This is a genomic window from Cellulomonas biazotea, from assembly GCF_004306155.1.
Lineage (GTDB): Bacteria > Actinomycetota > Actinomycetes > Actinomycetales > Cellulomonadaceae > Cellulomonas > Cellulomonas biazotea.
Genome location: NZ_BIMR01000292.1, coordinates 1 through 12,491, shown reverse-complemented (window position 1 = coordinate 12,491; position 12,491 = coordinate 1). Strand labels below are relative to the sequence as shown.

Here is a 12,491-nt window from a genome sequence, read left to right as displayed (position 1 = left end):
CCGCCGTACGGCCCCACCGCGACCCAGCCCGGCGGCTCGGGCCCCCGCAGGCGCCGCACCTGGGTGCCGGTCGTCTCCGCGGCCGCCGCCGCGGCGATCCTCGGGGCCGCCGCGACGGTCGGCGTCGCCCACGCGATCGGCGACGACGACGCCTCCGGCTCCCGCCCGGCGTCGCTCGCGACGATCGGCCGCGACGCGACGGACACCGTGCCCGTCGCCGGCTCGACGAACGAGGACCCCGACTGGCAGGCGGTCGCGCAGGCCGTCGCGCCGTCGGTCGTCGCGATCGAGGTCAGCACCGGCCAGGGCGGCGCCCAGGGCTCGGGCGTGATCGTCGACGAGCAGGGGCACGTCGTGACGAACAACCACGTGGTCGCCGGCGCGCAGGACGGCAAGGTCCAGGTCACCCTGACCGACGGCCGCCTGTTCGAGGCGACGGTCGTCGGGCTCGACCCGACGTCGGACCTCGCGGTGGTCAAGCTTGACGACGCCCCGGACGACCTGGCGCCCGCGGCGCTCGGCGACTCGGCGAAGGTCGTCGTCGGGCAGGCCGTCATGGCGGTCGGCAACCCGCTCGGCCTCGCCAACACGGTGACGACCGGCATCGTCTCGGCCGTCGACCGGCCCGTCTCGACGTCGTCGGAGGACGGCAGCCAGGCGACGGTGACGAACGCGATCCAGATCGACGCGGCGGTCAACCCCGGCAACTCCGGCGGCCCGCTGTTCGACGCGCAGGGCCGGGTCATCGGCATCAACTCGTCGATCGCGACGATGTCGCAGGCGTCGGGCTCGATCGGCCTCGGCTTCGCGATCCCGTCCGACCTGGTGAAGAACATCGCCGCCCAGCTCATCGAGGACGGCACCGCCGAGCACGCGTTCCTCGGCGTGAGCCTGTCGGACGGCACGGCCACGGCCGACGGCGTGACGCGCCGCGGTGCGGTCGTCGAGGAGGTCTCGCAGGACTCCCCGGCGTCGAAGGCGGGCCTGCAGGCGCAGGACGTCGTCGTCGCGATCGACGGCAAGGCCGTCGGCGGCGCCGAGTCCCTCACGGCCTACGTCCGGGCGCTGACGTCCGGTGCCGAGGCGACGCTCACCGTGGTGCGCGACGGGAAGGCGACCGAGGTCGACGTCACGCTCGCGACCCGCACGGAGACCGCGCCGAGCACCGAGGGAAACCAGGGCCAGGGCGACCAGGGCCAGGGCGAGCAGGGTGACCAGGGTCAGCAGGGCCCCGGCGACCTGCCCGGCGGGATGACGCCCGAGGACCTGTGGAAGTGGTTCCAGGAGCAGGGCCAGGGCTGACCCCCGCGTCCTGACGACGTGCGGCTCGACCCGAGCCGCCCCGCGGTCCGCGAGGGCCGCACCGGTCGGCGCGCGACCACCCCCGGGCCGCGCGTCGACCCACCCGGGCGCGACGGCGCCCTCCGTCCCGTGGTCCGGCTCTCCCCGGCCGCCCACGCAGCGCGGTCCACGACGGACCGCCCGGCCTCACGCAGCGGCCGGCACCGCCCCCGGACCGTCCCCTCGGTCCGGGGGCGGTCGCGCGTCCGGGGGCGTGGGGTCAGGCGGGCTCGTCGGCGCCGAGCGCGTCGCGCATCGGCACGAGCTTCGCCTCGGACTCGGCGAGCTCGGCCGCCGGGTCGGACGCGGCGACGATGCCGCACCCGGCGAACAGCCGCAGGGCGCGCGGGTCGTCCGCGTCGACCTGCGCGGAGCGCAGCGCGATGCCCCACTCGCCGTCGCCGTCGGCGCCCATCCAGCCGACGGGCCCGGCGTACCGGGCCCGGTCCATGCCTTCGACCCGGGCGATGAGGGCCCGTGCGGCGGTCGTCGGGGTGCCGCACACGGCGGCGGTCGGGTGCAGGGCCGCGGCCAGCGCGAGCGACGAGGGGTGCGCCGCGTCGCCCGTGGGGGCCGTGAGGACCCCGGTGACGTCGGACGCGAGGTGCAGCACGTTCGGCAGGTGCAGGACGAACGGCACGTCGGGCACGTTGGTCGAGGAGCAGAACGGCTCGAGCGCGCGCGCGACGGACGTCACGGCGTACTCGTGCTCCTCGAGGTCCTTGGAGGAGTGGGCGAGGATCGCGGCGCGCGCCATGTCGGCGGCGTCGTCGCCCGTGCGCCGGATCGTGCCGGCGAGCACGCGCGAGGTGACGAGGCCCTTCTCGGAGCGGACGAGCAGCTCGGGGGTCGCACCGAGCAGCCCGTCGACGCTGAACGTCCAGCACGACGGGTACCGGCGCGCGAGCCGGTGCAGGGCCCAGCGCACGTCGACGGGGTGCTGCGTGCGGGCGTGCACGTCGCGTGCGAGGACGACCTTGTCGACCTCGCCGGCGCGGATCGCGGCGACGCCCTGCGCGACCACGTCCTGCCAGGCGTCGGCGGCGACGGCGCCGTCGCGGTACTCGACGTCGCCGGGGGCGACGGGCGGCACGCGGGGCCCGACGACGTCGGCGAGCGCCGGTGCGGCGCCGATGCGGCCCGCGGTGATCGTGGTGAGCCAGGTCCGGCCGCCGCGCCGGCCGACGACGACGCGCGGCACGACGACGACGCCGCCCGCGGGGGAGTCGTCGTCGAACGCGAACGACGCGAACGCGACGGGGCCGGTTCCGGGCAGCCGCACCTCGTCGCGGACGACGGCGTGCGCGAGCACGGCCCGCCAGGCGTCCTCGGCGCGCGCGAACCGGTCGGCGCCGTGCACCTCGACGCGCAGCGTCTCGCCCCACGCGACGAGGCCGTCGCCGCGCCGGACCCAGGCGAGCGGGGCGTCGGTCGGCAGGAGGTCGAGCAGGTCGGCCGGGTCGGGGGTGCCCGCGGGGTCGGGGGTGCCGCGACCGCCGAGGTCGTCGAGCGGGACGGTCCGCACCACGAGGGGCTGGGGGACCGCGTCCCCGGGCGCGGAGGTCTGCGTGCTCATCGCCGTCCAGCGTATTCCTCGGACCGGGTGCCGCCCGCCGGGCGGGGTGTGACGTGCGCGGCCTCCGGGGTGGGTGGCGGGGCGCGCCGACGGGCGGGACGTCGCTCGTGGGTCGGCGGTGGACCTGCGACGATGGGCGGCATGTCTCGCGCCAGCCTCGAGAAGGACCCCCGTGACGTCGCCCGCATGTTCGACGCGGTCGCGCGTCGCTACGACGTGACGAACGACGTGATCTCGCTCGGCCAGGACCGCGCGTGGCGCAAGGCGACGCTGTCGGCGCTCGGCGCGCAGCCGGGGGAGACGGTCCTCGACCTCGCGGCGGGCACGGGCACGTCGGCGGAGCCGCTCGCGGACGCGGGCGTGCGCGTCGTGGCGTGCGACCTGTCGCTCGGCATGCTCGAGGTCGGCAAGCGGCGTCGTCCGGACCTGGCGTTCGTGGCGGGCGACGCGCTGCACCTGCCGTTCGCGGACGCGTCGTTCGACGCGGTGACCATGTCGTTCGGGCTGCGGAACGTGTCCGACGTGCCGGGCGCGCTCGCGGAGCTGCTGCGGGTGACGCGGCCCGGTGGCCGGCTCGTGGTGTGCGAGTTCTCGCGCCCGACGTGGAAGCCGTTCCGCACGGTCTACTCGAACTACCTGATGCGCGCGCTGCCGCCGGTCGCGCGGGCGGTCTCGAAGGAGCCGGACGCGTACGTGTACCTCGCGGAGTCGATCCGGGAGTGGCCGGACCAGCGTGAGCTGGGGCTGATGGTGAAGCGTGCGGGCTGGTCGCACGTGGCGTTCCGGAACCTGTCGGGCGGGATCGTGGCGCTGCACCGGGGGACGCGCCCGGAGTGACGTCGCGGCGGCGCGTCGTCGTCGCCGGTGCCGGGTCGCGGGGCCGGGCGGACGCCTTCACGATTGTCACGGTCGCGGGTGGGCTCTGCGGCAAGCCGGGAACCTCCCGATCGGCGTGCCCGGCGGGCAGATCCGCAGGCCAGCGCGTTGTCACCCTTCGCGGGGTGAGGTAAGGCACGCCTTCGGAGACACCGTCAAGAGCCGTGGTTAGACTCGCGCTGAATCTGCACGTGAACAACGTCACAAGTGGGGAGCCGCTCGTGGTGGGCACAACGACGGATGACGCGGACGTCATCGTCGTCGGCGCGGGACCCGCGGGGTCTGCCGCCGCCTTCCACTGCGCCTCCGCGGGGCTCGACGTCCTCCTGCTCGAGAAGGCGGAGTTCCCCCGGGACAAGGTCTGCGGCGACGGTCTGACGCCGCGCGCGGTCGCCGAGCTCGTGCGGATGGGGCTGCCGCTGCGCGAGCAGGACGGCTGGATCCGCAACCAGGGCCTGCGCGTGCTGGGCGGCGGCCACCGCCTCGAGCTGCCCTGGCCGGAGCTGTCGAGCTACCCGTCGTTCGGGCTGGCCAAGGCCCGGATGTCGCTCGACCACACGCTCGCGTCGCACGCCCGGTCGGCGGGCGCGAAGCTCCTCGAGCGCACGTCGGTCACGGGTCCGGTGCGCGACGAGCGGACCGGTCGGGTCGTCGGCGTGACGGCGCGCCCGGTCGACGGCTCCGGGCACAAGGCGGGCGACGAGGTCGTCTACCGGGCGCCCGTCGTCATCGCCGCGGACGGCGTCTCCACCCGGCTGGCGACGGCCGCGGGCCGGACCAAGCGCGACGACCGGCCGATGGGCGTCGCGGTCCGCACCTACTTCCGCACGCCGCGCCACGACGACCCGTGGATGGAGAGCCACCTCGAGCTGTGGGACGGCGAGCCGCAGCGCTCCAACCTCATGCCTGGCTACGGCTGGATCTTCTCGCTCGGCGACGGCACCGCGAACGTGGGCCTCGGCTCGGTGAGCTCGACGGCCGCCGCGACGAAGGTCGACTACAAGTCCCTGTTCGCCGCGTGGATGCGCAACGCGCCCGCGGAGTGGGAGTTCACGCCCGAGAACCAGGTCGGCCCCGTGCGCGGCGCGGCCCTGCCGATGGGGTTCAACCGCGGTCCGCTCTACGGCAACGGCCTCATGCTCGCGGGCGACTCCGCCGGCATGATCAGCCCGTTCAACGGCGAGGGCATCGCCTACGGCCTGCAGGCCGGGCGGGTCGCCGCCGACGCGATCGCGCAGGGCCTCGCGCGCGGTACCGCCGCCGGCCGCGAGCGCGCGTTCGCCACGTACCAGGGGCGCATGAAGGACGACCTCGGCGGGTACTACACGCTGGGCCGGGTGTTCGTCCGGCTCATCGAGCACCCGGAGGTCATGCGGGTCTGCACGCGCTACGGGCTCCCGCGCCCGCTGCTCATGAAGTTCGTGCTCAAGCTCCTGTCGGACTGCTACGAGCCCCGCGGCGGTGACATGGTGGACCGCGTGATCGCGGGCCTCGCGAGGATCGCCCCTGCAGCATGAGCTGTCGCCCCCGACCCTGCCTCGACGTAGAGGAGTGACGTCCTGATGGACAACCCGTACGCCCCGCTGCTCGTCCTCATGGGCATCGCGGCCGTGCTCGCCCTCGGCGGTGTCGGAGCGAGCGCGATCCTCGGCCCGAAGCGCTACAACCGCGCGAAGCTGGACGCGTACGAGTGCGGCATCGAGCCGACGCCGCACGCGATCGGCGGCGGCCGGTTCCCCATCAAGTACTACCTGGTCGCGATGACGTTCATCGTCTTCGACATCGAGGTCGTCTTCCTCTACCCGTGGGCGGTCGCGTTCGGCGACCTCATGATGTTCGGCCTCGTCGCGATGCTCGCGTTCCTCGTGCTCATCACGGTGCCGTTCGTCTACGAGTGGCGGCGCGGGGGCTTCGAGTGGGACTGACGTCGCAGGTGCCCGGCAGGCGGCCGGGCGAGGATCCTCGGGCGACGGCGACCGGGGTGGCAGACGGACCAGCACGAGCACGACGGACGGAGGTCTGACATGGGGATCGAGGAAGCTCCCTCGGGATTCCTGCTGACGACGGTCGAGGACCTGGTCGGCTACTTCCGCAAGGGCTCGCTGTGGCCGGTGACCTTCGGGCTCGCGTGCTGCGCGATCGAGATGATGGCCGCGGGCGCCCCGCGCTACGACCTGTCGCGGTTCGGCATGGAGGTCTTCCGCGCGTCGCCGCGCCAGGCGGACCTCATGATCGTCGCGGGCCGCGTGAGCCAGAAGATGGCCCCGGTCGTGCGGCAGGTCTACGACCAGATGTCGGCGCCGAAGTGGGTGCTGTCGATGGGCGTGTGCGCGTCGTCGGGCGGCATGTTCAACAACTACGCGATCGTGCAGGGCGTCGACCACGTCGTGCCGGTGGACATCTACCTGCCCGGCTGCCCGCCGCGGCCGGAGATGCTCATCAACGCGATCCTCACGCTGCACGAGCAGATCCAGAACGAGCCGCTCGGCGTCAACCGCCGCGAGGCCGCGGCCGCGGCCGAGGCCGCCGCGCTGCAGGCCACGCCGACCTCGCACATGACGGGCCTGCTGCGATGAGCGACGAGAAGAAGGACGCCGCCGCGGCCGTCAAGCCCGGCGACGCCGGGACCGGCGCGCAGGCGACGACCGAGGCCGCCCTCGAGGCCGGCGGGCAGAACGTGCCCGCCGCGCGCACGCCGCTCGAGGTCGTCGACGTCCGGCACGGCATGTTCGGCGCGACGGGCTCGGGCGACACCTCCGGGTACGGCGGTCTCGTCGTCCCGGTCGTCCTGCCCGGCCCGAGCGAGCGCCCCTACGGCGGCTGGTTCGACGAGGTCGTCGACGTCCTGACCGAAGTCCTCGACGAGAACGGCACGGGCTTCGCGGCCGCGGTCGAGTCGGTCGTCGTCGACCGCGAGGAGCTCACGCTGCACGTGGCGCGCGAGCACGTCGTCGCGGTCGCGCAGGCGCTGCGCGACGACCCCGACCTGCGGTTCGAGCTGAGCCTCGGCGTCAGCGGCGTGCACTACCCGCACGACGCGGGGCGCGAGCTGCACGCCGTCTACCACGTCGTCTCCGTGACGCACGGGCGCCGGCTGCGGTTCGAGGTCGCCGTCCCGGACAGCGACCCGCACCTGCCGTCGACCGTCGCGGTCTACCCCGCGAACGACTGGCACGAGCGCGAGACGTACGACTTCTTCGGCCTCGTGTTCGACGGCCACCCCGGTCTCGCGCGCATCGAGATGCCCGACGACTGGCCGGGCCACCCGCAGCGCAAGGACTACCCCCTCGGCGGCATCCCGGTCGAGTACAAGGGCGCCTCCGTGCCGCCCCCGGACCAGCGGAGGTCCTACTCATGAGCACCACGACCCCCCGCGCCACGGCGCACCTCGTCGACGACGAGACCTCCGGCCTGCCGACGTTCGAGGCGTCCGGCGGCGACTGGTCCGACATCGCCGAGGAGGCGGCCCGGATCGGCGAGGAGCGCATCGTCGTCAACATGGGGCCGCAGCACCCGTCGACGCACGGCGTGCTCCGGCTCATGCTCGAGATCGACGGCGAGACGGTGACCGAGGCCCGTGCGGGCATCGGCTACCTGCACACCGGCATCGAGAAGAACATGGAGTTCCGCACCTGGACGCAGGGCGTGACGTTCTGCACCCGCATGGACTACGTCGCCCCCCTGTTCCAGGAGGCCGCGTACTGCCTGGCCGTCGAGAAGCTCCTCGGCATCACCGACGACGTGCCGGAGCGGGCGACCGTCATCCGGGTCCTGCTCATGGAGCTCAACCGCATCGCGTCGCACCTCGTGTGCATCGCGACCGGAGGCAACGAGCTCGGCGCGACGACGATCATGACCGTCGGCTTCACGGCCCGCGAGGAGGTCCTGCGGATCTTCGAGCTCATCACCGGCCTGCGCATGAACCACGCGTTCATCCGCCCGGGCGGCGTCGCGCAGGACATCCCGCCGGGGTCGATCGACACGATCCGCGAGGCGCTCACGACGATGCGCCACTACTTCCGCCAGCTCGAGGACCTCATGCTGGCGAACCCCATCCTCAAGCTGCGGCTGCAGGGCGTCGGCTACCTGGGCCTGTCCGGGTGCATGGCGCTCGGCATGACCGGGCCGGTGCTGCGCTCCGCGGGCCTGCCGTACGACGTGCGCAAGGCCGCGCCGTACTGCGGCTACGAGACGTACGACTTCGAGGTCCCGACGTCCACCGAGGCGGACTCCTGGTCGCGGGTCGTCCTGCGCATGGAGGAGTGCTACCAGTCGATGCGGATCGTCGAGCAGACGCTCGACCGCCTGCAGAAGATGGGCCCCGGGCCCGTCATGGTCGCCGACAAGAAGGTCGCGTGGCCCGCGCAGCTCGCCATCGGCTCCGACGGCATGGGCAACTCGCTCGACCACATCAAGGAGATCATGGGCACCTCGATGGAGGCCCTGATCCACCACTTCAAGCTCGTCACCGAGGGCTTCCGCGTGCCGGCCGGCCAGGTGTTCCAGACCGTCGAGCACCCGCGCGGCGAGCTGGGCGTGCACCTCGTGTCCGACGGCGGCACGCGGCCGTACCGGGCCCACTTCCGGGACCCGTCGTTCAACAACCTGCAGGCCGTGTCGATCATGTGCGAGGGCGGGCAGGTGGCCGACGTCGTCGTCGCCGTCGCGTCGCTCGACCCGGTGCTCGGAGGGGTGGACCGCTGATGTCGGTCGAGGAGATCGGGGGCGCCCGCGTGCCGGGCGCCACGCACCGCACGTCGTTCGACGACGAGACGCGCGCGCGCCTGTCGGCGGACGCGGCGCAGATCAAGGCGCGCTACCCGCAGGAGCGCTCGGCGCTGCTGCCCCTGCTGCACCTGGTGCAGTCGGAGGACGGCTACGTCAGCCCGCGCGGCATCGCGTTCTGCGCGGCCGAGCTCGGCCTGACGACGGCCGAGGTCAGCGCGGTCGCGACGTTCTACACGCAGTACAAGCGGCACCCCAACGGCGACTACACCGTCGGGGTGTGCACCAACACGCTGTGCGCGGTCATGGGCGGCGACGCGATCTGGGAGGAGCTGTCCGACCACCTCGGGATCGGGCACGACGAGACCACCGACGACGGCGCGATCACGCTCGAGCGTGTCGAGTGCAACGCGGCCTGCGACTACGCGCCGGTCGTCATGGTGAACTGGGAGTTCTTCGACAACCAGACGCCCGACAGCGCGCGTGAGGTCGTCGAGGCGCTGCGCGAGGGCACGCCCGTCGCCCCGACCCGCGGTGCCGACCACGTGTGCACGTTCAAGGAGATGAGCCGCGTGCTCGCGGGCTTCTCCGACGGCCGCGCCGACGAGGGCGTGGGCGCCGGGCCCGCGACGCTGCGGGGCATCGAGCTCGCGCGCCAGGAGGGGTGGACGGCCCCGCCGTTCACCGACGAGGAGGCCACGCGCGCCGCGGGGGACACCCGGACGCCCGCGCGCGGCACCCCGCGCACGAAGCCCGCGGCGGCACCGTCGGCCGAGCCCGCAGCGCCCGTCGCGTCGGCGCCCGCGACCGGCGGCGAGCAGTCCAGCGCCGAGCGTCCGCCCACCGGCGAGCAGGACGTCTCGCCCGCGGACCAGGAGCGCAAGCAGTCCTCCGACGACGCGAAGGAGTCCTGATGGCGACGACGCTCGCCCCGGTCCTCACGGACACCTGGGACGCCGACCGGTCCTGGACCCTCACCGCGTACGAGCGCGCGGGCGGCTACCGCGGCCTGCGGCGCGCGCTCGGCATGCCGGCGGCGGACGTCGTGACGGCCGTCAAGGACTCCGGACTGCGCGGCCGTGGCGGCGCCGGCTTCCCGACGGGCATGAAGTGGGGCTTCCTGCCCGCGCCCGACGGCGGCCCGCGCTACCTGGTGGTCAACGCGGACGAGTCCGAGCCGGGGACCTGCAAGGACATCCCGCTCATGATGGCCAGCCCGCAGCACCTCATCGAGGGCATGGTCATCACGTCGTACGCGATCGGCTGCCACCACGCGTTCCTCTACGTGCGCGGCGAGGTCCTGCACGTGTACCGGCGCCTGCTGCGCGCGATCGAGGAGGCCCGCGCCGCGGGCTACGTCGGCAAGAACATCCTCGGCTCGGGCTACGACCTGGAGATCACGCTGCACTCGGGTGCGGGCGCGTACATCTGCGGCGAGGAGACCGCGCTGCTCGACTCGCTCGAGGGCCTGCGCGGCCAGCCGCGGCTCAAGCCCCCGTTCCCCGCGGTCGCCGGCCTGTACGCGCGCCCGACGGTCGTCAACAACGTCGAGTCGATCGCGTCGGTGCCGGGGATCCTGCGGGGCGGTGCGGGCTGGTTCAAGGGCATGGGCACCGAGCGCTCGACGGGCCACGGCCTGTTCAGCCTCTCGGGGCACGTGACCCGTCCCGGCCAGTACGAGGCGCCGCTCGGCATCACGCTGCGCGAGCTCCTCGACATGGCGGGCGGCATCCGCGAGGGCCACCAGCTGAAGTTCTGGACGCCCGGCGGGTCGTCGACGCCGATCTTCACGGCCGAGCACCTCGACGTCCCGCTCGACTACGAGTCGGTCGGTGCGGCGGGCTCGATGCTGGGCACGCGCGCGCTGCAGATCTTCGACGAGACGACGTCCGTCGTGCGCGCGGTGACGCGCTGGACCGAGTTCTACAAGCACGAGTCGTGCGGCAAGTGCACGCCGTGCCGCGAGGGCACGTACTGGCTGGCCCAGGTGCTCAAGCGCATCGAGGCGGGCCACGGCACGCACGAGGACATCGACCTGCTGCTCGACCTGTGCGACAACATCCTGGGCCGCGCGTTCTGCGCGCTCGGCGACGGCGCGACGAGCCCCATCACGTCGGCCGTGCAGTACTTCCGGGAGGAGTTCGAGGCGGGCACCCACACGCCCGCGGACGTCCTGTTCCCGCCGGAGCGCAGCTCGCTGTTCGCCTACGCCCCCCGGCACGACCGGGCGGCCCTCGCGGGGGTGCACGCATGACCATCACGTCCTCCGGCCCGACGACGGCGACGCCGCTCGTCCCGGCCGCACCGGCGCCCACGGCCCCCGAGCCGACGGACACCGTGACGTTCGAGATCGACGGCATCGAGACGGTCGTGCCCAAGGGCACGCTCGTCATCCGCGCCGCCGAGCAGGTCGGCATCCAGATCCCGCGGTTCTGCGACCACCCGCTGCTCGCGCCCGCCGGTGCGTGCCGCCAGTGCCTCGTCGAGGTGTGGGCGCCCGGCCGCGACGGCAACCTGGCGAAGATGCCGAAGCCGCAGGCCTCCTGCACGCTCGAGGCGACGCCCGGCATGCAGGTCAAGACGCAGCACACGTCGCCCGAGGCGGACAAGGCGCAGCACGGCGTGATGGAGCTGCTGCTCGTCAACCACCCGCTCGACTGCCCGGTGTGCGACAAGGGCGGCGAGTGCCCCCTGCAGAACCAGGCGATGTCGAACGGCCGCGCGACGACCCGCTTCGTCGACGTCAAGCGCACGTTCCCCAAGCCCATCGCGATCTCGACGCAGATCCTGCTCGACCGCGAGCGCTGCGTCCTGTGCCAGCGCTGCACGCGCTTCTCGGAGGAGATCGCGGGCGACGTGTGGATCGACCTGCAGAAGCGCGGCGCGCAGCAGCAGATCGGCACGTTCGACACCGACGTCCTCGGCTTCGAGGGCGAGACCCCGGTCGGCGCGTCGACGCAGGACACCTCGGGGCGGCCGTTCGCGTCGTACTTCTCCGGCAACACCGTGCAGATCTGCCCTGTCGGTGCGCTGACGAGCGCCGCGTACCGGTTCCGCTCGCGCCCGTTCGACCTCGTGTCGACGCCGGGCATCGGCGAGCACGACTCCCAGGGCTCCGCGATCCGCGTCGACCACCGGCGCGGCGTGGTGCTGCGGCGCCTCGCGGGCGACGACCCGGTCGTCAACCAGGAGTGGATCACCGACAAGGACCGCTTCGCGTTCACGTGGCAGACCGCGCCGGACCGCATCACGACGCCGCTGGTCCGCAACGCAGCGGGCGAGCTGGAGCCGACGAGCTGGGTCGAGGCGCTCGACGCCGCGGCGGCAGGCCTGCGGGCCGCGCAGTCGCCCGACGACCCGCGCGAGACCGCGTCGGGCCTGGCTGCCCTGCCCGGCGGCCGGCTCACGCTCGAGGACGCGTACGCGTGGAGCAAGTTCGCGCGCGTCGCCCTCGGCACGAACGACGTCGACGGCCGTGCGCGCCCGCACTCCGCGGAGGAGGAGGCGTTCCTCGCCCACCACGTCGCGGGGCGGACGCTCACGGTCACGTTCGCGGACCTCGCCGCCGCACCCGCCGTGCTCCTCGTCGGCCTCGAGCTCGAGGAGGAGGCGGGCATCGCCTTCCTGCGCGTGCGCGAGTCGGTGGTCCGCAAGAAGACCCGGGTGCTGTCCGTCGCCCCGCTCGCCAGCCGCGGGCTGGAGCGCCTGTCCGGCACGCTGCTGACGGCCGCGCCGGGCACGGAGGCCGAGGTCCTCGACGGCATCGTCGCGGGCGCGCAGGACGAGCTCGGCGACGCGGCGCAGGCCCTCGCGGCCGCCGGTGCCGTCGTGCTGGTCGGCGAGCGGCTCGCGTCGTCGGCGGGCGCGTACTCCGCGGCCCTGCGCCTCGCGGCCCGCACGGGAGCCCGCCTCGCGTGGGTGCCCCGTCGCGTCGGTGAGCGCGCGGGCGTCGAGGTCGGGCTCCTGCCGGGCC

At 73.8% G+C, this 12,491-nt stretch carries 11 protein-coding genes; 10 read left to right on the top strand and 1 reads right to left on the bottom strand.

What is annotated here, in order from left to right:
• Positions 1-1,302, top strand: a 1,302-nt coding sequence (locus CBZ_RS16905; protein ID WP_130782650.1) for a S1C family serine protease, incomplete at its 5' end; no start/stop codon positions are given.
• A gap of 259 nt (positions 1,303-1,561) precedes the next feature.
• Here CBZ_RS16905 and CBZ_RS16900 read toward each other — a convergent pair.
• The gene (locus tag CBZ_RS16900; RefSeq protein ID WP_130782649.1) at positions 1,562-2,917 is read right to left on the bottom strand and encodes an isochorismate synthase; all 1,356 of its coding nucleotides are present in this window, start codon (positions 2,915-2,917) and stop codon (positions 1,562-1,564) included.
• 141 nt (positions 2,918-3,058) lie between these two features.
• Here CBZ_RS16900 and CBZ_RS16895 point away from each other — a divergent pair, with 141 nt between their 5' ends.
• The 9 genes from CBZ_RS16895 to CBZ_RS16855 form a co-directional block, all read left to right on the top strand.
• The gene (locus CBZ_RS16895; protein WP_130782648.1) at positions 3,059-3,754 is read left to right on the top strand and encodes a demethylmenaquinone methyltransferase; all 696 of its coding nucleotides are present in this window, start codon (positions 3,059-3,061) and stop codon (positions 3,752-3,754) included.
• 260 nt (positions 3,755-4,014) lie between these two features.
• Positions 4,015-5,310 (top strand): geranylgeranyl reductase family protein, encoded by a 1,296-nt coding sequence (locus CBZ_RS16890; protein WP_130782647.1) that lies wholly within the window; start codon positions 4,015-4,017, stop codon positions 5,308-5,310.
• A gap of 45 nt (positions 5,311-5,355) precedes the next feature.
• The gene (locus tag CBZ_RS16885; RefSeq protein WP_130782646.1) at positions 5,356-5,718 is read left to right on the top strand and encodes an NADH-quinone oxidoreductase subunit A; all 363 of its coding nucleotides are present in this window, start codon (positions 5,356-5,358) and stop codon (positions 5,716-5,718) included.
• A 99-nt stretch (positions 5,719-5,817) separates the two neighbouring features.
• Entirely contained in the window at positions 5,818-6,369 is a 552-nt protein-coding gene (locus CBZ_RS16880; RefSeq protein ID WP_130782645.1) for a NuoB/complex I 20 kDa subunit family protein, read from the top strand.
• Positions 6,366-7,151, top strand: coding sequence for an NADH-quinone oxidoreductase subunit C (locus CBZ_RS16875; RefSeq protein ID WP_130782644.1), 786 nt, complete (start codon positions 6,366-6,368; stop codon positions 7,149-7,151). Before CBZ_RS16880 ends, CBZ_RS16875 begins: the two co-directional genes overlap by 4 nt.
• On the top strand, positions 7,148-8,497 hold the full coding sequence (locus tag CBZ_RS16870) for an NADH-quinone oxidoreductase subunit D (protein ID WP_130782643.1): 1,350 nt from the start codon (positions 7,148-7,150) through the stop codon (positions 8,495-8,497). Before CBZ_RS16875 ends, CBZ_RS16870 begins: the two co-directional genes overlap by 4 nt.
• Positions 8,497-9,432, top strand: coding sequence for an NADH-quinone oxidoreductase subunit NuoE (nuoE, locus tag CBZ_RS16865; RefSeq protein ID WP_130782642.1), 936 nt, complete (start codon positions 8,497-8,499; stop codon positions 9,430-9,432). Before CBZ_RS16870 ends, nuoE begins: the two co-directional genes overlap by 1 nt.
• Entirely contained in the window at positions 9,432-10,772 is a 1,341-nt protein-coding gene (gene nuoF / locus CBZ_RS16860) for an NADH-quinone oxidoreductase subunit NuoF (RefSeq protein WP_130782641.1), read from the top strand. The genes nuoE and nuoF overlap by 1 nt, the downstream gene beginning before the upstream one ends.
• The coding region (locus CBZ_RS16855) for an NADH-quinone oxidoreductase subunit G (RefSeq protein ID WP_130782640.1) at positions 10,769-12,491 on the top strand (1,723 nt) is incomplete at its 3' end. The genes nuoF and CBZ_RS16855, both read left to right, overlap by 4 nt.

What these genes read in the sequence shown, in the direction of transcription:
- CBZ_RS16900 (WP_130782649.1), bottom strand. Translation starts at nt 2,917, where the DNA reads ATGAGCACGCAGACCTCCGCGCCCGGGGACGCGGTCCCCCAGCCCCTC.
- CBZ_RS16895 (WP_130782648.1), top strand. Translation starts at nt 3,059, where the DNA reads ATGTCTCGCGCCAGCCTCGAGAAGGACCCCCGTGACGTCGCCCGCATG.
- CBZ_RS16885 (WP_130782646.1), top strand. Translation starts at nt 5,356, where the DNA reads ATGGACAACCCGTACGCCCCGCTGCTCGTCCTCATGGGCATCGCGGCC.
- CBZ_RS16880 (WP_130782645.1), top strand. Translation starts at nt 5,818, where the DNA reads ATGGGGATCGAGGAAGCTCCCTCGGGATTCCTGCTGACGACGGTCGAG.
- CBZ_RS16875 (WP_130782644.1), top strand. Translation starts at nt 6,366, where the DNA reads ATGAGCGACGAGAAGAAGGACGCCGCCGCGGCCGTCAAGCCCGGCGAC.
- CBZ_RS16870 (WP_130782643.1), top strand. Translation starts at nt 7,148, where the DNA reads ATGAGCACCACGACCCCCCGCGCCACGGCGCACCTCGTCGACGACGAG.
- nuoE (WP_130782642.1), top strand. Translation starts at nt 8,497, where the DNA reads ATGTCGGTCGAGGAGATCGGGGGCGCCCGCGTGCCGGGCGCCACGCAC.
- nuoF (WP_130782641.1), top strand. Translation starts at nt 9,432, where the DNA reads ATGGCGACGACGCTCGCCCCGGTCCTCACGGACACCTGGGACGCCGAC.